The organism is Paenibacillus sp. Soil750, from assembly GCF_001428045.1.
GTDB classification, from domain to species: domain Bacteria; phylum Bacillota; class Bacilli; order Paenibacillales; family NBRC-103111; genus Paenibacillus_E; species Paenibacillus_E allorhizoplanae.
In genome coordinates this window covers 1,021-23,238 of the sequence record NZ_LMSD01000026.1, presented here as the reverse complement: position 1 = coordinate 23,238, position 22,218 = coordinate 1,021, and the positions used below count along the sequence as shown (strand labels likewise).

Sequence of the window (22,218 nt, the reverse complement as noted above, 5' to 3'; positions counted from 1 at the left end):
TATTTTTTCTTATTTATTGAATTTGACAAGCATCGGTAACGAACAATCCCATACCTCGTCAAAATATCAACCCTTAATCGCGCCAAGCATCATGCCTTTTGTAAAATATTTTTGAATAAATGGGTACACCATAATCATCGGTGCACTCGCAAATATGACCACAGCCATCTGAAGCGTAGCGGAAGGCAATGTTGCCTCCGGATTTTCGAAAGCCTGATTGGACTGCAAAAGGATGGATCTGACAACGATCTGGAGCGGTTGAAGCTTAATCGGTGTCACATACAATATCGCCTGGAAAAATTCATTCCAATGTCCGACCATGTAAAAGAGGCTCACGGTCATGATGACAGGCATGGACAAGGGGACAATAATTTGCATTAGAATCCGTAACTCTTTGGCTCCATCTATATTAGCGGACTCAATAAGCTCCTCTGGCAAGCTTTCAATAAAGCTTTTTACGATCAATACATTAAAACTCCAGATCGCTCCTGGGATGATCATAGCCCATACGCTATTCAGCAGCCCCAAATATTTAACGGTCAAGTAGGACGGAATGATCCCTCCACTAAACAGCATAGTGAACACAATCATCAACAAGAAAAAACTACGACCAGGAAGCTTTTTTCTACTTAATGGATAAGCCAGCAGTATCGTTAGAATCATATTAACAATCGTGCCTACGACGGTAATAAAAAGCGTTACTCGAAACGCATCCGGTATACGTGGCATCGCGAATAGTTCTTTATACGCTGCGAAAGTAATTGATTTCGGTATAATGACAAACCCGCCATTCTTCAATAACTCAGAGAAAGGGGTGAGTGAAACCGAAAATACATACAATAACGGGAATAAAGCAGCAATGCCGACAGCTATCAGAAAAGTAAAAATAAATCCGTCAAAAATCCGATCCGCTTTCCCCCTTACCATATACCTTCACCCCATTTTTTAGCGATTCGATTAGAAAGTAAGACCAACATACAGCCAATAATAGATTTAAATAAACCAACAGCTGCAGCCAAACTAAAATTCAACTGTTCAAGACCAGTACGGAATACCCATGTATCAATAATATCTCCTACCGAATACACATAACTGTTGTACAGGACATAGACCTGTTCAAATCCTGCATCCATAATACTCCCAAGTCTTAAGATTAATAGGATCGTGATGATCGAGCGTAAATTAGGAAGCGTCACATGCCAAATGAGGCGAATCCGTTTGCACCCGTCCATTGTTGCTGCTTCGTATAGTGAGGGATCGATTCCTGCGATTGCGGCCAAATAAATGATCGCTCCCCACCCCATGTTTTGCCAGATGTCCGAGCTAACCAGAATGCTTCTAAACCAACTTTCCGATGTCAGAAATGGAATGGCTTTACCGCCGGCTTCAACAATCCATCGATTGAAAAGGCCGCTATCCTGCGATAACAATGCGATGAGAATCCCATAAATAATCACCCAGGATAAAAAGTGCGGCATATAGCTCAAGGTTTGTATTATTCGTTTGAACCACGAGACCCTACATTCGTTCAGCAGTATGGCTAGAATAATCGGTGGAATCATGCCAAATATGAGTTTATAAAAACTGATTAAAATCGTATTCGTCAATAGTTGTGAAAAATAGGGTGAACTTACAAAAACCTCAAAATACTTATACCAAGGATCTGCCCAAGGGCTACTCAGAATACCTTTCGTAATGTTGTACTCTTTGAATGCCACGATAATCCCAAACATGGGCAAATACTTAAATATCAAGTAATAAAGGATACCAGGGAAAAGCATGGCATATAAAGCTCTATACTTCCATATTTTGACCATGAATTGTTTACCTACAAGTTTCCGTTCCACCTCATTAGATCGTTTTATCGCTAAGTCTTTCTGCATCTCCCGTTCCCTCCATATAACTACTTTCGATCCTCTGATCTTCTAATAAACCGCTTTCATTCAATTTCTATCCCTATTATATCGCCCCTGCCATACACACAGATATACATAAAACCTTCAATTATGTTCTAGATTTTGTCTTGATTCAAACGGAAAGACCGTCAGGCATAAATGCGCTGACAGTCCCTTTATATCCTGCGTATTACAGACTCTTCTTCTTCATGATCATCTTCCATAATGGGCACATCGATTCGAACGATCGTCCCCCGATTGGGGCGGCTTACAATATGCAGGCCGTATGGTTTGCCAAAGTAGATTTGAATCCGTTCATGCACATTGATGATGCCAATACTGTTAAACCTGTCCTGCAGCTTCCTGTCTCTGCTAGAGATCAACAGCTTGCTGTACTGCTCTTTCTCCATACCGATACCGTTATCACACACATACAATCTCACTGTGTTATTGACCCTTCGCCCCCGTATGTCAATTCTGCCGGTGCCTTTCTTCGAAAGCAGACCATGAAATATCGCATTTTCCACAATAGGCTGCAGGGTTAGCTTGAGAACTTTACACGTCATGATTTCCGGACTGATATCAAAATGACAAGTAAAGGTATCGCCATAGCGGACTTTTTGAATATTCATATAGCTGTTCAAAGCAGCGATTTCTTCCTCAAGCGCAATATACTCATACTTTTTGTCAAAGCTGTACGACAACAGATTAACAAGTGAACGGACCGTATCCCGGACTTCCGTATTTCGCCCCTGTTTAGCTAAACTTCCGATACAAGCTAATGTATTATACAAAAAGTGGGGGCCTATCTGGCTTTGCAGCATTTTTAGCTCATATTCTTTTTTCTGAACTTCAACTTCTTTCATCTCATGAATCAGAATATGGATCCGATCCATCATGGAGTTGTAACTCCTGGCAAGCTGCCCAATTTCATCTTCACGATTCATTTCAATATGGGATAATCTCCCGTATTTCGTAACCGCATTCATTTTAAGAACAAGCTTGCGAATTGGATTCGTAAAATAATAGGAGATCAGAAAAGATCCAAACAAGAACACAATAATCCATAGCAACGCCGTCACTTCAAAATTGTGATACAGCTTAGAAACGTTCGTATTCAAAATGTTTTCATTCATAATAAACGATGCTCGCCAGCCCAAATTATTTCCTTTTGAATTCGCAACGATAAAGTTCTGTGCGCCAAATTCGGTTCTGTTGATACCATCGCTCATCTGTTCGAGGGTCGTAATAAAATCACCTTGAATCTTGGGTGGAAAAATCCCCTTTGCATACGGCAGCAGATCGCTCTGAGGATCATAAACGATAGGCTCGTTCGCTAAAGAGCTCAACGTAATGGTCTGGCCACGACTTGAAACCACAGGAATGATTTTCTGATTCAAATACTCTAGGCTAATTTCAGCAATGGCCGCCCCTAAATATTTGTTAGCCTTACTCCTGACGGGAAAAACGAAGGCCACTGTTCGATCCGATAATGCGGTTTCGTACGGTTCACTCCACTTCAAACCGTTAACGCCCTGACTTCCCATTTCGTTCAATTTAGGCAGCATTCGATTTCCGTAGATATCATACAGGACTTGCTTGCTGCTAAAAACCTGCCCATCTGCTCGCACGAGATACAGCGTCTTAATAAGTTGACTATTCGTTTCTCCGTAATGCAATAGAACATTTTGTGCCTCTGTGCTGATACCGTTTTCAAACAATTCTTTCTGAGCGGAAATAAGCAGCAAGATATTCGTAATGTTTTCCAAATACATATCCAAAAAGGTATTTGTCCGCATAATCATTAACTTCGAATCTTCCATCATCTTGGTTTCAAAGCTTTTTTTCGATATCCCAATGTTATTCCAAGAAATCATCATAAATATCGTGACCGTCAGCACAAAAAGCAATAAAAACTGTTTGGTTGCTATGCCATAGTTTCTGTAGCTTTTCACAAAATACTTCTTGTTCAGCATTTGTCTCATCCCTTTTTAAACTCCAATGGCGTAACACCCATCCAGTTGCGGAAGACGATTGAAAAATACCGATAGCTGGGAATCCCAACCTGTTCGGCTACCTCATATATTTTTAGATTCATATTCTTCAGTAGATATGCCGCCTTTTCCATGCGCAACCGAGTCACGTAATCATTGAAAGATTCACCGACCTCTTCGCTAAATAAACGGCTGAGATAAGACGAGCTTAAGCCGACTTCTTCAGCTACAGAGGACAGAGAGAGTGGCTGGCTGATCTTCTCCCGAATGATCTTCCCGGCAAGCCGAATTTCTGGACGATACCTTTCTTCCCCGCTGAAATTGATATGTATATCATGAAGCAACGCTGTCATCATTTCATGCAAGGTTACCGTTTGGTAAATATGTTGAGATAAGATTTCATCATGATCTAAATCACCACGTTCTTTATTCCATAGGATGTTCCATTTGTGAATCATTTTTTTGAGCTCATTCGGCAGGATGCGATGCTCCCTCGCCCAGTTCGTAAAATCTCCTTCAATAAATGCGGATATTCCTGCCTGATCCCATATGACCTTCTTCATCTTCTCTTCAATCGTTGCAAGTGCCTTGGGCTCAATGACATGTGCACCTTCTGGTTTCCCTAGAAATACGCGTGTGCTGCTATCGTAAAAATAGTCATTTTTCCATAGGCTCATTTCTTGAAACGCTGGTTGGAATTGCTCCGGCTTATCCACATCATCGCTTATTGATGCATAGATATGAATACATTCCCGCTTATGCAAGTGAATATTTGCCAACTTGTGATGGATGTCCGAAATGACTGCTTCAATTGTAGTGATTATAGAGAGGCGATCTTTACTTGGATGACCAAAGTGCACAAAATGCTCCCCAATATCTACCGGTACCCAGGCAAAATCATGGTCATAACTCCCCAGCACTTGCCGAACCTCGCGGTCAACAAACAGCCAATCGCCATGCTTCGCTTCCACATAAAATCGTACGATCTGGAGTGGAAAAGTTAGAGGGAGCCCATTATCCGCCAAGCTTTTATATACGTCCATCGTGGAATCGTTGTGAGTAAGCAACTGTCCTAGCAGCTTAGACTGATTCCACCTGTTTTCTTCCATTTTCTTCGTGTTGTATGACTTTTCCTTTTCAATGGCGCGTCTTGCCTCTGCAAGCGTTTGTTCCAATTCACTGTCATCCATCATAACTTTAATGACATAGCCAATCGCCCCTAGCTTCAATGCCTCTCTGGCATACTCGAAGTCACTGTGGCAGGTAAGAATCACGACCTGAATCTGTGGAAATTCTTTCTTTACGGTTCGAATTAGTGCCAACCCATTCATAACGGGCATCGTAATGTCGGTAATAATCACATCAGGTACATATTTCCTACAAAATTCAAGTGCCTCTTCTCCATTGCCTGCTTCACCTACAAGCACGGCGCCTTGAGCCTCCCAATTGTACATTTGTAATTCTTGCCGAATAGGAATTTCATCATCCACAATAAGTACGCTTAAAACCTGATCATCCATTTCAGGGTCTCCATTCTCGTGATGGGATTAGAACCGTAACCATGAAAAATACGGGCATTAAAATATACAGAAAGCCCCAAAAATACTGGGGCTTTCTCGGCTGAAATGATTATCCTCCAATTATAGAGCTTGCATAGATTTGGTGCAATAGCGCCAATTATGCGTCTATAATTCGACTAATCGTTCAATAGATTGGCAATCACTTGCGCGCTTTCCGCACGCGTCATTAGCGCTTGCGGCGCGAATTGATTGCTGCTGCGCCCTTGAATCAAACCAACTTCTTGTGCAGCACGCACTGCGTTCTGTGCCCACTCGTGAACTTGAGCTTGATCACTAAACGAGTTGGTGTTCGACAACGTAACTTGTTCACCCTTCACATGTTCATAAGCGCGAACGGCCATTACGGCCATTTCTTCACGCGTGATGGCGTCGTCGGGTGCAAATGTATCTGAGCTACGTCCAAGTACGATACCCGCTTCACTAACGGCTGCAATCACCTGTTCATGCCAATCACCCGGATTTACATCCTTAAAGTGTGCACTTCCAACCGCCTTCAAACCTAAAGCTCTTGCAAGCAAAGCTGCAAATTGTGCCCGTGTCACATTACCCCCAGGGTTGAACTCCGTATCTGTGACACCTTCAATGATATGTTTGGCTGCCATTTCCTTAATAACACGGCTAGACCATAAGGAGGAAGCTACATCTGAGAATGTTTTGTCATAGACCAGCACGGCATATGGACTGAAATGGGTTAGTTTAGCGGTCATGCTACCATTTACCAATGTGCCACCCATATATTGAATCGTTCCGTCAGACGCAATATAATACATGCCTAAAAGATGAGAATCCGCATTCGGATTCACTTGAAATGAAAGCACCAACGGCTCCTCAAACGTAGTGATAGGTATACGTGTTCCATCTGTTGTTACAACATGTAAGCTAAAATCATACACTTGACTTGCCGTGACGATACGAGTAGAACCGTTTATTGCGTCATTAACGAGCTTGGTTACCCCATCTTGGGAGGCAATGATTGCCGAGAAGCTAAGTTGCGCACCGTCAACTTGCTTGCCAGCGAGAGCTCCCTGCATATTTTTGAGTGCTTCCTTGGGGATTTCAATTGTAAAATCTTTCTGCACGATTTGAAGGCTGTTCACTCCAATCAGGTCAGTAAGACGGCTTGGCAGCAGGATCGTATTCTTGCCTTCTTCCATTTGGATAGTTATCTTCCCCTTAACGGCAGCAGGCAAATCATTTTGTTTTACAATCTGAATTGTCGTCGGTTTCGGGGTTGTTGGTGGTGTGTTTGAAGTTGGATTCGACGGGGAAGATTGTGTCGGTGCCTTCTTGTCAACTTTGAACTCCACCGTTTTGAGAGCCTCTTCATTGCCAGCTTGATCCTTACTGCGGTAACCGAGCTTATGCGTCCCATCTCCGAAAGCAGGAATGGAACCGGTGTAGGTAATCCAAGCACCGTCATTCACCTGATATTCAGTCGTGACAACACCTCCAGCTTCATTGGCGACAGCGGTTAGACTTACCAATACATCTGTCTTATACCAACCGTTCTCTCCGTTAGGCACAGCTGGACTTAAAATTGCGGAAGTTACAGGAGCAATCTTATAGATGTTACTTACCGTAATGCTGGTTACATTGGATGCCTTACCCGCTGCATCCGTTCCTCTTGCGTACACGGTGGCATTATCGGAAACGCTTACTGGGGCGGTGTATGTTGTCCATGCACCGCTGTCGCCCACTTTGTATTCTTTCACCACTGCCTCAGACGGATAGCTTATTGTTACGGTTACATCCGTGTTGGTCGGCGTCGTAATATTCGCTGACATGGTTGGCGCTGGCAGTTGAACATCGACACTAAAGGCAGTCTGAGTCTGTGTACTGGACTGAACCTGTAACAGATTACTATCTACCGCTATAATTCCACTTAATCGTATTGTCCCTATTCCGCTCTTCAACACTTTAAAATTGATCTGACCTATGGGTTCGGTTTTTGTATATGAAACAGGGGCTTTATTTAATATGTCATAGGTCAACGCACCATTGGTTGTATCTACAATCGCTCCTCCAAAGGATTCGTACGAAGGGGACAGTACAATACCACTTCCCTGCAAATTTAACAGGCTTGCATCATAATTCAGCGTAAAACCGACCCCATTCAGGTCGAGAATATTCTGTCCCGTTATCATTACTTTTACGGTATCGCCTACGTAATAGCTGGCTTTGTCGGTCGTCGCTACAATTGATGTATTACTCAGTGCATGGACTTTATGTGTATCCATACCAGCTGCAGTGCCTAATAGAACCATCAGCACTAGAAGCATTGCAATTAATTTCCGCACAGTGCTACCTCCCTTTTTTTGTGATTGTATTCTGTTTCTGTACACTTTACTGTTGACTTCTCAGTAAGATGAGTCTTTTATACACATAGACCATATCCACGATGTCGATCTTTCCGTCCATGTTCATGTCTAGTCTTGGGTCAAAATTGTTATCGCTGGTAGTTAGTCTCGAATGATTGGCGATATAGCTTAGCACCTTTTCATAGGCTTGTTCGTTCATCATAGCAACGCCGTCAATATTGGAATTGGCCACTATCATGTTGTCTTGATAATCATTTTGAGCGAAGGTAAAGCTGCCGTCTTTATTCGATATCAAACTTTCCTTGCGAACTTTAAATGGCACCTTGCCTGCTGCTTGTTTTCCTTTAAATTTAATTTTCAGGAGTTCGACGGAGATGCCAGGCTGCGGGTTAATCTGTTCATTCAAGTGAAATTGAATGGAAATAACACCGCTCGAACTATACACTTTGGTATAGACCGACGCCGTTACGCCAAGATTAACCAACTGACTGCTCAGCATAATGTCAGCTGTCCCAACTTCAAGCAAGTTATTATCGTAGGAGATGCTGAAGTTCCCGCCCCACACAGCGGCCGATGACATCAAACTTACTGATGTTTCTTCCCCTGCTTCCATTATCTTGGCTTTATTGTCAAAAGAGGTATACAGCGAATTCGCTGCACTCACATTCAACTTCGTTGTTGTGCTCAAGCTCTCCGTTGACCAATTGCCAGCTGCGTCTCCAGCTGTAACCTTAAATTTGTAGGATGTGTTCGTTGAAAGACCCGTTACATCAAGTTGATATACATTTCCTCCGACGGTTTGCAGCAAGGCCCCATCTTGATAGATTTTATAATTGGTTACACCAACAAGATCGGTCGCAGGCAGCCAGTTTAAAGTAGCGCTATTGTAGGTAGCATTGCTGACGGTTATACTGCTTCCTGCTGGCCATGAAGGCGGCTGCATGTCTCCTTGCGGGGTTGCCGGTAAATAGAATCGGATCGCATCGGCGATGATATTGCCGTAGCTCCCTTTATCGGTTAACTCCACATACCCTGAAGCACCTGGAACAAAGTGATGCTTGCCCAGCAATATCCAGTTGCCGCCTGGAACAACCCTTTGATCAACGTTGTACAGCTTGCTGCCTCCACTATAGAAAACCGTATATTGGGCTGCACTCGGACGATTGCTGGTGCCATCTGGAAGCCAGTAATACACGTCATAATCGCCTTCCGTAGTGATCGTTGGTGTCCATTTAAATTTATGTGTGCCAGTGCCATCCCCCGCAATGGTACTATAATTGGCACCGTATTTGTTAGGTTGCGCTGTTCCAAGGTTCCATGTTCCTGTTCCTGTAGATATCGCATTCACATTGTCCACGATAATTTCTACTGGTTCGGTGACAGCTGGAGTCGTCGGTATCTCTGGTGTCACGGGCGGTGTGCTGTTAGGAAGAGCAAATTTGATGGCGTCGCCAATCACATAACCGCTTGCGTTATCATTAAGCTCCACATAGCCGCTCGTCCCTTCATCAAAGAAGAAGCTGCCGAATACAACCCACTTGCCCCCTGGGACAGTTTGATCGACATAGAACACTTGGTTGTCACCACTGTAATTAATCGTAAAAGGTGCCGCATTCGCTCTGTTGCTGCTGCCGTCAGGGAGCCAGTAGTAGACGTCGTAATTGCCGCTTACCGGTATATACGGTCTCCAGGTTAATTTGTTAGCTCCAGCTCCGTTCGTGGCATTCATATAACTAGTCGAATAATAGTTGGGGTTAAAGCTGGATTGTGTCCATTTCCCTGTAGCCAGCGCATCGCTATCATCCATGATCATGCTTCGCATGACGAACTTGACAGCGTCACCAACGATGTTGCCTGTCACGTTGTCAGAAATTTCAACATACCCTGTGGTGCCGCGCGTAAATGCATACGTGCCAAGCGAAACCCACTGTCCACCAGGTTTACTCTCGTCTACCGTTATGGCTTTACTCGCCAAGCCATTATAAACCGTAAACGCAACGTTTTTCGCCATACTGTTATTGCCATCAGGCAGCCAGTAGTACGCCTCATATTCGCCGGATGCCTGAATATTCGGCCTCCATCTCATCTTATTGGCACCTGCTCCGCCTCCGGCCACAATGGCATAATCCGCGCCATACTTGTTGGCATTGATCGAGGCTGTGCTCCAGGTTCCCGTAAGTTCCGCACTTCCATTATCGATGGTGATCTCCGTTGCCGGTTTCACAGGTGCAGGCGGAACAACCGGAGGCGGCGTTGTTGGAGGTACAACAATCGGAAGGTTAATTGGATACGCAACCAACTCGAAAGCAAATCCTTTCGCCGTATCCAGATTAATCGAGATATGCTGACCGTTTACCTGGACAGGCATTTCTTCCAGTCTTGCGCCGTTCGTCGCCAACTTGTAAGCCTTGAATTGCGTTGGATCCAGCGTTGTTGTCATACCGAATTCGGCTGTACCATATTTGGTTAATGTGGGTCTGCTCCCTTTGCTGAACTGCACTTCTCCATTCGTTAATTGGACAAGGCTTTCCCCCGTACTTGCCGCGTCTGTCGTATGCGTAATTAAAATTCTGCTGCTCTGATCTAAATGTTTACTTTCAAGCGATGATGCCATAAACGTGCCCTTGTCCACACTGCCTTGGAAGGAGGCTGACGCTTTATCAAACGTAAAATTGTGATTGTTGAGCGTTCCCGCAGCTGCGACTAAATACGGTGTATTCACGGTGTATACATCCGTTCCGATGTCAAAAACCAACTCACCAGTATCGGAAATTAGCTTATCCTGCTCTAAATAGGCAAGCTGCCTATTCTTAATATCCGCATCTTCATTGCTAAGTGAGCGGATGAAAACCTGAGCTGCTTCTTTCAACGTCATCGAGGACGTGATGTTCAACTTATTTTGCGCCGGAATATTCCCGCTTGCGATCTGGGCTGGCGTCAGATCAGGGGTAACCTTATAGATGGTAAGCGGTTCTCCTGGTTTGTCGGCATAAACCGTCTGTGTATTATATAAATGAGAAATATAATAGAGGTTCTCAAGCCCAATTTGCGGCTGTGCGCCCTTCTCATCCGTGGTGCTATATGTTTTATCTCTTACGAATATAAATCGCGGATCTGCTTTTTCAATGAAGCCATTTCGGAATAACAGCGTTCCTGCATATTCAGACATGATTTGCAAAGGATCGCCGAGGATCTCGAAACTCCCTAATTCCCCTATCCCAAGATTGTCGATAGCATGTGCAGGGTTATATCCAAAGTCAAACCTGTTCAGCATGTCCCAGCCCTGATAGGCGCCGACGGCTCCAGTGAATATATCCGTTTCATCTCTGCCCTTCATCGGATAGTTGTCCTGATATTCGGTTAGAAAGACTGGCTTGGCATATAGCTGTTTCAAAGATAATGCTGGATAGTAGTTTTCAAAACTGCCATCAATTACGTCAAATGCTTTACTTAATCTCCTCATTGACGATGGATCGTATTGGTACCCGCTAAATAACGGCTGATAGTACAGATGCGTCTCTTGAATATCAGACGTCTCGCTTCTCCAATAATCCACCATCGGATTCATAATATGATTCATACCGCCAATAACAGCCTTCACGCCGAGCGTATTTTTGAGATGGTCCTTCATATTGTTGTAGACCGCTAATGTTTTACCCGTATAATAGTCCATCATATAGCCCTTGATCGGGCCGAAGGTGTTCCAAAAGGATGCCGGATAACTGGCTATAGGCAATTGGCCCTTCGATTGCAGGAAGGCATTAAAGTCATCCAGTAAGAACTTTTTAAAATCCGGTTTGGTCGGAACTAGGTTCGTCAAAAGCTGCTCATTCCATGGGCTTATGCCAATCACAGCAGGATCGTCCTTAAGCGCCAGTCCTGTTTTTTCATTCACATGGGATAACCACAAGTCGACTGCCTGCTTCCACATATCGTAAGCTTGCGGAAAAAACGGAAGAAGATACTTGGAGCTCTGTCCTTCCGCATAGTTGCCAAGCCCAGGCACGTTTCTAAAATCATACAAATGAAAAACGTCAAGCTGTAGATAAATGCCCCTCTTCTTCAATTCATTAATAAAATTGTCTAGCAGTTTGACCTTCTCCATATCAAGCTCAACTGCCCCTGAAGTTGGTGTCTTGAACATACCCGGTGCCCACGTTTCCATGGAATCCTGTCCATGGATTCTTACAATGTTATATCCCATTCCTGCCAGTCTGTCCGCAATAATTACGGCTTCAGCAGGCGTTGGAAAAGACATGTTCCAATTGACATTCGGTCCGAAGAAGCGAACAGTTTCTTCCGGCTTCCCTTCAAAGTGCAGGTCTCCCTCCGCATCCATCTGGATAAAGCCGTATTGACCTGCTGGGCCAACGTTCATACCTGATAGGTCAAGCGCACTTCCGGGTACAATGGCTGCCGTCGTGTCTACCTTGCTCCATGCACTTTCGTAGCTCCCCATGTCAAATCCACCGTTATTCGGTATTGGAAGACTATCCAAATCTTTATTCAAACCCACATCGATCCCTGCATTCACAGCTGGGGACGTGGCAAGCAAATGAAAATCCGATTTCTCCACCGAAACAAATTGGGGATCACTGGCTATAGAATGACTTTCTTGCGACTTGTCAAAAGAATAATACCCCGCAGCATTACCGACAATATGCCCGAAATCATAGGCATGGGAAGCTCCGTTTTGCTTCCAATAGATTGCATTACCCGAAGTCTGGTACATAAGATTGTAATCTGACACGTAGTTGGTCAGCGCAGCCCCGCTGTCTAGATCGACTGAAACCGCATAGTCTGCCGAATTTAATGCAAAGATATTATTTTTCACCTGTAAATTATCGACCGTGACACCACCAACTACCTTGAGTCCAAGCGCAGCTTCTTTCCCCGTACTGCTCGTAAACTTGGAATTGGCAATCGTATTATTCATAATTTTCGATCCACCAATACTGCCGTTTTTGTTCTCCAGCAGAATACCATGGCTTCCTGCATCAAGCGTATACGTTTTCCCCGTGTCAAAAATCAAATTCTCATGGATCTGATTGGAAGCAGCATCGCCATAATCAGTCTTAAGCTGTATCCCCGTCCGCCAAATACTGGATAGTTTATTATATCTGATGATATTTGAACTGGAGGAATTAACCACAATCCCCGTGCTCTTCATACTTCCTCTGGCGTTGGTTCCGTTCTTCCCTTTATAGAAGTCCCTGCCAATGTCGGTCACTGTATTGTATTCAATGGTATTCATCGAAGGCTTTGAAACGGTATTGGTCCCTCCAACCTCAATTCCTGTCAGTTCCCCATCATCCGAGCTTAACTTGCCGATGGCACTAACTTTATTATACGATACAGCGCTTCCACTGGAACCGCTTTCAATCCAGATACCTCTTGCATTGATATCATATACATTGTTGTAACTTATCGTGATCGCAGAGGATCCGTTTACCCTAACACCCGCACCATCTGCGGCATGGATATCGTTTCCTTTTACAATCACATTCGTACTGCCAGGGGAGATATAGGTTACTTCCTCCATGCCTCCAGTTAGTTCGAGATTGTTTACCTCCACATAACTTTGGGAATTGGAATCAAATGCTCTTGCTGTTCCTGACACAATTTCCGTTATATTCTGGTTGGGTATCCCCTTTGACGGTTTATAGTAAATATAATGATTTGCTACATCTAGCGCCCATGATCCGTTAACGAGAGCTCCTTTCACAGGGCCTGGTAGGAGGGAGTCCTGCATTTTACCTTTTAATCGTCTGCCATTTTCTAAAAGTATCATTTGGGAAGCAGCTGACCCCGGAAGTGTCGTATAATATTCGCCATTTGCATTGGGCCCCAGCCATACCGTTACTGGCGTTGCACCAGAAATTTTCGGTTTTGGAAGTGAAGAAGCACCGTATGCGTCAAAAACGATATGGTTTGAACTCGTACCAGAGCTTGAGGGTTTTAATGCCGTGCCCAACCAAGCCTCTCCTCTTTTGAACAGAACCTTATCACCAGGGGTCAGAATTTGACTATTCACCCGATCCAGTGTCCGCCAAGGTGTTTCCGTTTTCAAACCATCATTTGCGTCATTTCCAAGCGTAGCATCAACGTAATACACGCTTACACGTGGCGTTACCTCTGCCTTTGCAGGCCTGGCACCGCTGAATAACACCGCATTTACAACGAATATAAAGATCATAAACCCTGATATGACTTTCAATGTAGACTTGCTCATTTATACAGCCTCCTTATTCAAATTCCCATTGGGATCGGTTAATCGTTTCTAACGCCTCGAAAATCAATCACCCCTCTCAATAAAACATAATTGCTGCTGTAAGCTATAATCAAATCAACCCTGTGAATTAGACTGAAATCGCTTTCAAACAGCCTTGTCAAATGGTTCTAATACACGCCGCCAGCCGTTAGACAGGCGTATTCTTCATTTATTTTATCACCTGATAAAACCATTTCGGTATACACAAACCTTTCAATAAATGTACCAATTCTTGTTCTTCTGCAGCATTATATTTCCAATTCAATATAATGAGACGAAGAGGGTGAACCAGCTTTCGCTCATTCACCCTTTCCTTATTTAATGTGCGACAAATTTAACAGCATCTGCAATTACGAATCCCGATGTTGACGTATTGCTAATCACAACATTACCCAAGGTTCCTGCATGGAAGGTGTAACTTCCTATGAAGTTCCACTGTCCCCCGTTTGCCTGCTGATTAACTGTTGTACTGGTTGTCCCACCAGCATGGTTTACCGTGACCGGTACGTTATTGGCTCTGTTCGTATCAGCATTCCACCACATATACACATCATATGTATTTGGATTGACTATGGTCGGTGTGAACGTGACGCTCATTGCCCCTTTCCCCGCATTGCCGTCATGCAGATAGTCAGTACCATACTTCTGTGGACTAAAAGAACTGGCCGTCCAGGTTCCTGTCTTCGTCACTTTCGTCGAATCACTGTTATCGACTAGAACTGTTGGATGCTCATATCCTCCTATGCTTGGCGGATTGTTCCTTGCGTTTTTATAATAATCTTCTGAAACATCCGTTACATTATTCTTGCCCTTAGCTATACAAGGAGAATGGGTCTGCAGCTTGAAATAGTTGGGTCCGAATGTGCCGCCAACAAGAAGAGGATCCCCAATGACATCATTCCCATTCGAGGCAACTCCGGTGACAGCGCTATACCAACAGTTATTGGAGAACACCAATCCTGGTTTCTGGTCTACATTTTGTAATGTACCCGAACTTGATTTGAATATATTATTTTCTATCCTTGTGTTGACATGGTTGGCACCACCGGTAATCGATATGTTCGTATTCGTTGAATGAATAAACGTATTGCCTGCAATAAGATCATTATTCAAAGAAGTGCCTGTTGCTAAGCCAGTATTCCAATATGCAAAATTCTGACCGTTCCCGTACAGGAAATTATTAATAATTTTCCTATCGTGTCCTGCTGGATAACTTAAATAAGGCTCATCTGCTATGGCAATTCCGATGGAAGGGCCGACACCTCTGAAATAAATCGGATTTCCCGTCTTATAGATCATATTCCGCTGGATGGTTATATCATAAGCTCTGTCTACATAGACCTCCAGTGCATAATTATCATAGACAGAGCTATCCTCTAACACCACATCATGAATTTGGCCTTGTAAAGGAAAATCGAGCTCTCGGTCATACACTTTACGTGTTTGTGTTTGCTCTACCATTCAAAACATATCGAATTCCAATTGGTAGATCATACCATTGTCATTGCCGATCAAATTTAATGCTTGTACACGCATGCCTGGGAGCAGTAAACATAACATTTTGCCATGAACTTGAACGTCAGTCTGATTGATTTGAAGCTGGCCTCTTGTCTTAACAAAGAAAAGGAGTGTATGATGAGCAGCTTTCTCCGCAGTTCGTTTCCATCCCGTTATTTCAGTTATAATTTCAAGCTTGATTAGCTCTAGTACACGTCGTGGTTCGTGTCGTGATTCACTCCGAATCCCTCCATGTTTAAATGATAACCATTCTCACAATGCTATATCACAAATATCGAATCCCCGCTGAAAGGATACCTCTCATAAATAAATGAAACGGAAACATGGAAAAAGAGTCTTACTTTGCTCGTGTTAATGGTGACCAAACCCATCCGTATCCGCAAAAGTATCGATCCTGAAATCTCATCTACCCAATTTTGTTTAATTATGAAATAATTAACTTCATATCTGTTAAATAAAGGGAGAGTGTCCTGTTGAAGAATGTCCGTTTCATAAGCGCCATACTCGTATTATTCATGAGTTTCGGGTCGGCTGCCTTACCTGTTTCAGCTCAACTCACGATAGATCCTGTGCAGACGATTTCTCCGATTACGAACCTTAACCCTAACATTAAGGACCTCATAACTTTTCAGAATTCTAGCTTTGTACAATTAAAATGGAAAGCTCCGACAATCGCACTATCGTATATCGGTACTCCCACCGTTGCTGCCGACGATACCATTTATTTCTCTTTTACTATACTAGCTGGAAACGGGATTGCGGCACATTTACCTGATGGGACGAAAAAATGGCGGATTGCAATCAATGAACAGATCTTAACATCACCTGCCATCGATAAAGATGGCACCATTTATGTTGGTACTGGCCGAGCCAACGCTCCAGGCAAGCTGATAGCATTGCGAGCAGATGGTTCATTGAAATGGTCTTTCACTACAGGCGATCAAGTCGCATCTGTGCCGATTTTCGGAGCGGACGGAACGATTTATGTCGCATCAAAAGATGGCATTCTGCATGCTCTAAATCCTGTGGATGGCACAGAAATCTGGTGGCTGGATATGGAGGTTAAAGCCCAAGCGAAGCTGGTTCTTGGCTCAGATGGCACCATTTATGCAACAATGGGCACGAACTCACTTTACGCGATTAAGCCAAATGGGACGAAGAAATGGACATTTCCAATGGGCGGTCTAGCAACATCGACACCTACTACCGGGTTAGATGGAACCATTTATGTCGGATCTGATGATCATAAGCTTTATGCCATTTCACCTAACGGAACTAAACAATGGGAATTCGATCAAGGTAGCATCATATACGCACCATCTGTGGGTCAAGACGGAACCGTTTATTTCGGATCAGAAGATGGAAAGCTCAACGCACTGTTACCTAATGGAACGATAAAATGGCAATTCGCTGCAGGCGGTACGATCACCCCGCCACTTCTTGGGCCGAATGGACTTATCTATACCAACTCATCAGCAAATAAAGCGATTTACGCGCTTAGCCCAGATGGTACCATTCAGTGGCAATACAAGATTGCCACTAACGAGATTTTACCCTTATTTACTGGACACGATGGGACCCTCTACGAAGTATCCACCATATTTGCCAATCAAGATGAAATTAAGTCCGAAGGCTTATTAGACCTGTTTGTTTTGTACATGTACGCGCTCAAAGTTCCCGTAACAGCCATAACAATTAATAAACCTACACTCAACCTTCAAGCTGGAGAACGCGTCTCACTCAGCGCGGCGATTTCACCCAGTTATGCATCCAATTTCAAAATAACTTGGAAAAGCAGTAATCCAAACATTGCAACCGTGGACAGCAACGGGCAAGTCAGTGCACTCATCCCCGGAGCAGTTACAGTTACGGCAACTTCCGGAGATGGCTTAACAACGCAGAGCAAGGTCACTATCACAGAAGGAACAGGCCCTGCAACGACTACAACCACAGATACAAGTCCCTTTACAGACACGAAAGGACATTGGGCAAGTCCTGAGATTACTACGGCCTACGAACGAAAAATTGCGAGCGGTTATCCGGACTTTTCATTCAAGCCGAATGCTAGCATTACACGTTCTGAGTTTACGGTTATGTTAATGAATGGTCTGAAGCCTAATTCAGACGGTGTACCGCTCACTTTTACAGATACGAACCTGGTAGAAGATTGGGCGGTAAAATCAGTCAAACAAGCCGTTCAGCTTGGCCTGATCAGCGGCTATCCCGATGGCACATTCCGACCGACAGCCAACATTACTCATGCAGAAATGATTTCCATGGTCGTCAAAGCCCTGGGTCTCCCCCTAATGGCAGGTATCCCATCAGGCTATGCTGATGATGCCGACATTCCAGATTGGGCTAAGCCAGCGGCAGTCATTTCTAGCAAAAACAATCTACTAGGCGGCACCACTGGAAATAACTTCGCCTCATCTATGCTTGCTACCAGAGCGGAGGCCGTTACAGCCATTGTTCGCATGCTTAATATAAAACCATAACATCTAAAACCTCTCCCCCCTACAATAGACAATAGAGAAACTATCAGGTTAATCTATACTATTTTAGGGGGGTTTGGCATGGAAAAAGAGACACCTCAATGGATGTCTCTTCCTACAAAAGCACTATTATATTAATTCAACACGATAAAATAAGGATCTATCTGTTGCAATAACTGTTCAATTTGTCCTCTACTTAAATCAGTTCTTTGTTGCATTGTCAAAAGGACATCAACCATATCGCATACTTCGTCATTATTTAAATCTGCCAACATGATGGGCATACGATTTACGATTACTTGGTAATTTTGTGTGCTGCCATCCTGTGCGGTTACCGTAATTTGAATCGTATTCATTCCTTCAACTAGATTCGGTACATCATAGGTGTAAGCTTGATCTGCAAGCATATTGTTATATACTGCACCCGTTATCGTAATCGTTTGGTAGGAATCTGCTGGGGCGAGCACGATTTGAAGTGTTACAACCTCATTGGGCACTTCTACTACATAGTCCACTTGCGATGACTCAAACCCTGGTGTTAACGTACCTTGAGTTATAGTTAGATTAGACAACAGGGCATTGCTAGATGGTGAATTAATGTCTGTTAGCTTTACCAGAATGGTTTTAATGCTTCCTACATCATTTGCAACACGGATACTAATCGTATCCTCTACGTTTACGTTAATATTATCGACCGTTGTGCCCGTTATCGAAACATAATTCAAACCATTAATCGCATACGCCATGCCATTTTCGGTATTATACAACTTCGCCGTTCCGGGGTTCGTACCCTTGGTCAGCTTAGTGAAAGCCCATAGTTGAGGATATTCATTCGGAAGTTGATACCAATCTGATGCAAAATCCCAACCCATAAAGTTAGCTCTCACTCTCATTTCACTATCCGTTAGTCCAGTGCCTCTCCCTGTATCAACTTGATGTGTAGAACCGTTGTTGTAATAGCTGTTGGTGATAATCCTATTGTTCACACCCACCAACCCAGCTGCTTGATTAGTTCCACTCACAGTCCCTGTGGCGTAGCTAGTAGTGATTGTTCCATTCATATTTACCCCAACCAAACCGCCAATCTCATAATTTCCATTTACATTAGCAGCCGCGTAGCTAGTGGTGATCGTTCCATCATTAAATCCAACCAATCCGCCAATAGCATGATTGCCATTTATAGATCCAGTAACATAGCTGTTGCTAATGGAGCCGAACCTATTGTGTCCAGCCAAACCACCAACAACCCAATTACCCGTTATATTTACATTTTCCAATCTCATATTCGTAACCGTACTACCTGATTCTAGTTGACCAAATAAACCAACAAAACTAACACTTGACCTATTAATGGTAAGTCCCCTGATTATGTGACCATTGCCGTCTATATTTCCTAGAAAAGCTGAGCCATCACTGCCTATCGGCAGCCAACCGTCCCCCTCGTTGTATGGACTAACATTTAAATTAATATCATTGCTCAGTTTAAAATATAGACCCGGCTGCAAATTATTCCTTACTTTATCAAGTTGCTCAGCAGTTGAAATTTCATAAGGTTGTTGCTGCGTTCCGTTTCCTCCTGCAAATTCATCCAGATACTCACATAGTTTAACTACCCCTGGTGCAGGATCACCTTGCATAAAAATCCCCGTGTTACATGCCACTCCATCGGTGAATCTAGCATATACAAAATTGGCATTAACCCCGTATCGCACTAATTTCTCTCCTGTAAAGTGACATTCTGCCCCTTCACCAGCACAGTATACCCAATCGTTACCCGCCGCGGCTACATTACTGCTCCCACCAAATATCCCGATCGTTCCAACCAATACCATCATCCATACAAATAGGATAACCATTCCTTTTTTTAACGTGGAACGCATGATTATTTCCCCTCCAAAGCTAGTAAAACTCTCTGACATACTTATTTCTAAAATAAAGCCAGTACTAGATAATAGGTGCAAATATGCGACTTTATACCTACTATCATATCACATATCCATATTTATAAAGTAAATAGTTTGTCAAAATAAACCATTAATTGTCTATAACAATTGATAGATCTTTGCGCAAAAAAATAAGCCCCTTTTCGGGGCTTATCCAAATCTAGTCTATCATCGAAGAAATCAGACTCAGTATGAACGTAATATCATTCCGATCGATTCTACCATCCAGATTGAAATCTCGCGTTGGACTATTGGAACTAATAAAAGTAACAATATCATCAATTTGAATTCGACCATCGTGATCATGATCCAGTAAATCGAAAGTAGAAATAGGAATAACTGCAAAATTCATTTCTGTGGAAATTATTCCATTGTTAGCGATGACTGTATACATCCCTGGTTCAGCATTTTGAGGCAAAATGAACCTTGAATCAAAGAAGGTACCATTAGTTACAGATACATCATTGAAGCTAGTTAAAACACTGTCGTTAGGGGCCAGGATTGTAATTGTCAATCCATTCAGATTAGTCATCCCTCTTAATTCAACTACTTCACCTTGTACTTTGGTTGAAATTGGGCTTAGTTTAATCTGAGGCGCATCTGACGTGATCGTGATAACTTTTTTCCCAACAATGCCAGACCCGTCATTTGCTCTTGCCTCAACCGTAACCGTCCCAATGCCAGTTGCTGTTAACAAGCCACTTTGACTAATTAAGGCATTTCCCGTATTCCCATTTCCGTTCCCATAAACATGCCAGGTCACTGAAGAATTCGTTACGTTCAAAGGTAAGACGGATGCTTCCAACTGTAGTGTTCCACCTATAACTACCGCATCTCTATTGGAGGTTTCTTTTACAGAGATACTAATTGTCATAACAGGTACTTCTGGTACCGGCGTTATTGAGATAGCTGTGCTACCTTTGATACCTGAACCGTCAGTTGCTGTCGCTGTAACCGTAACAATACCTGGTTCAATAGCATATAACACACCTAAATCACTGATGGTTGATGCTCCTGAATTCCCATATACACTCCATGTTACTGATGCGTTAGTCGCGTTTTCAGGTAGTACATTTGCAATCATTTGCAGCGTATTCCCTGCAACTACTGAAGTTAGGTTGCCTGCTCCTTTAACTTCAATTTGACTAATAGGAATTGCAGCAATTGTGATTGTCGTACTTCCTTTAGTCCCTGATCCATCCACTGCTGTTGCAATTACCGTAACTGTACCTACTTGTGTAGCAGTCAATAACCCCGTTGCGTTGATCGTCGCTTTACCTGTATTTGCGACCACACTCCAAGCTACATCGGTATTTGATGCATTCTCTGGCCATACAGCTGCGCTCATCTGCAAAGAGTTTCCATTGGTTACCGTCGTGGCATCGTCGGCTCCAGTCACAACTATACTATTGACAAGTAAAGCAGCAATCGTGATGTTCTTCGTTCCCACAATGCCGGAAGTATCTTTGGCTGTGGCTTTGACTGTGACAGTACCTACTGCTGTTCCCCTAAGTATGCCGGTTGTCTCGTCAATTGCTGCATTTCCTGTGCCTGCTTCAACGCTCCATGTTACGGATTGATTCGTTGCATTTTGTGGTAATACCGTCGCATTCATTTGCAACGGGCTACCATATGTAATACTTGTCACACTATTTGCACCTGAGACGATGATCTCTGTGACTGGTACCGCTGCAATCGTAATGCTTTTGCTACCAACAATATTCGAACCATCTTTGGCGGTAGCTTTGACCGTCACCGTACCTACGGTTGTTCCTGTCAATAAACCAGACGAACTGATCGTTGCAGTTCCTGTGCCTGCTTCAACACTCCAAGTAACGGAAGTGTCCGTCGCGTTCTCAGGTTGAACCGCTGCACTCATTTGCAATGAACTTCCGTTCGAAACGTTTCCAGCTCCATCTGCGCCTGTCACGACAATACTTGCAACTGGGATCGCTGCAATCGTGATGCTCTTGCTACCAACAATGTTCGAACCATCTTTGGCGGTAGCTTTGACCGTCACCGTACCTACGGTTGTTCCTGTCAATAAACCAGACGAACTGATCGTTGCTGTTCCTGTGCCTGCTTGCACACTCCATATTATGGAATCATTCGTTGCATTTCCTGGTAACACTTTCGCACTCATCTGGAGTGTATCTCCATTGGGAATGCTTGTTACATTGTCTTCGCTACTCACGTCAATGCTAGAA

The 22,218-nt window shown here is 43.6% G+C and carries 10 protein-coding genes; 1 reads left to right on the top strand and 9 read right to left on the bottom strand.

Annotation, left to right across the window (positions count from 1 at the left end; translation table 11 throughout):
• Positions 1–66: 66 nt before the first annotated feature.
• The 7 genes from ASL11_RS23500 to ASL11_RS23470 all read right to left on the bottom strand — a co-directional run bounded on the left by ASL11_RS23500 (position 67) and on the right by ASL11_RS23470 (position 15,519).
• Positions 67–927, bottom strand: a complete 861-nt coding sequence (locus ASL11_RS23500; RefSeq protein WP_056620409.1) for a carbohydrate ABC transporter permease — start codon at positions 925–927, stop codon at positions 67–69.
• A complete protein-coding gene (locus ASL11_RS23495) occupies positions 921–1,883 on the bottom strand; it encodes an ABC transporter permease (protein ID WP_056620407.1) in 963 nt (320 codons plus the stop codon). Before ASL11_RS23495 ends, ASL11_RS23500 begins: the two co-directional genes overlap by 7 nt.
• Before the next feature lie 188 nt (positions 1,884–2,071).
• Positions 2,072–3,880 carry a cache domain-containing sensor histidine kinase gene (locus ASL11_RS23490; protein WP_056620405.1) on the bottom strand — a complete coding sequence of 603 codons (1,809 nt, stop codon included), beginning with the start codon at positions 3,878–3,880 and terminating at the stop codon, positions 2,072–2,074.
• Positions 3,877–5,409, bottom strand: coding sequence for a response regulator transcription factor (locus ASL11_RS23485; RefSeq protein WP_056620404.1), 1,533 nt, complete (start codon positions 5,407–5,409; stop codon positions 3,877–3,879). Before ASL11_RS23485 ends, ASL11_RS23490 begins: the two co-directional genes overlap by 4 nt.
• A gap of 176 nt (positions 5,410–5,585) precedes the next feature.
• Positions 5,586–7,766, bottom strand: coding sequence for an S-layer homology domain-containing protein (locus ASL11_RS23480; protein ID WP_056620403.1), 2,181 nt, complete (start codon positions 7,764–7,766; stop codon positions 5,586–5,588).
• A gap of 46 nt (positions 7,767–7,812) precedes the next feature.
• A complete protein-coding gene (locus ASL11_RS23475; RefSeq protein ID WP_056620402.1) occupies positions 7,813–14,019 on the bottom strand; it encodes a golvesin C-terminal-like domain-containing protein in 6,207 nt (2,068 codons plus the stop codon).
• A 357-nt stretch (positions 14,020–14,376) separates the two neighbouring features.
• Complete coding sequence (locus tag ASL11_RS23470) at positions 14,377–15,519, bottom strand: golvesin C-terminal-like domain-containing protein (RefSeq protein WP_056620400.1); 1,143 nt, start codon at positions 15,517–15,519, stop codon at positions 14,377–14,379.
• A 530-nt stretch (positions 15,520–16,049) separates the two neighbouring features.
• Between ASL11_RS23470 and ASL11_RS23465 the strand changes: the two genes are divergently transcribed.
• Entirely contained in the window at positions 16,050–18,071 is a 2,022-nt protein-coding gene (locus tag ASL11_RS23465) for an S-layer homology domain-containing protein (protein WP_056620397.1), read from the top strand.
• Between the two features lie 131 nt (positions 18,072–18,202).
• Here the strand turns inward: ASL11_RS23465 and ASL11_RS23460 are convergent, their stop codons facing one another.
• Together ASL11_RS23460 and ASL11_RS23455 are read right to left on the bottom strand one after the other, a co-directional pair.
• Positions 18,203–19,948 carry a cadherin-like beta sandwich domain-containing protein gene (locus ASL11_RS23460; RefSeq protein ID WP_056620395.1) on the bottom strand — a complete coding sequence of 582 codons (1,746 nt, stop codon included), beginning with the start codon at positions 19,946–19,948 and terminating at the stop codon, positions 18,203–18,205.
• A 223-nt stretch (positions 19,949–20,171) separates the two neighbouring features.
• A partial coding sequence (locus tag ASL11_RS23455; RefSeq protein ID WP_200962476.1) for an Ig-like domain-containing protein occupies positions 20,172–22,218 on the bottom strand: 2,047 nt, incomplete at its 5' end.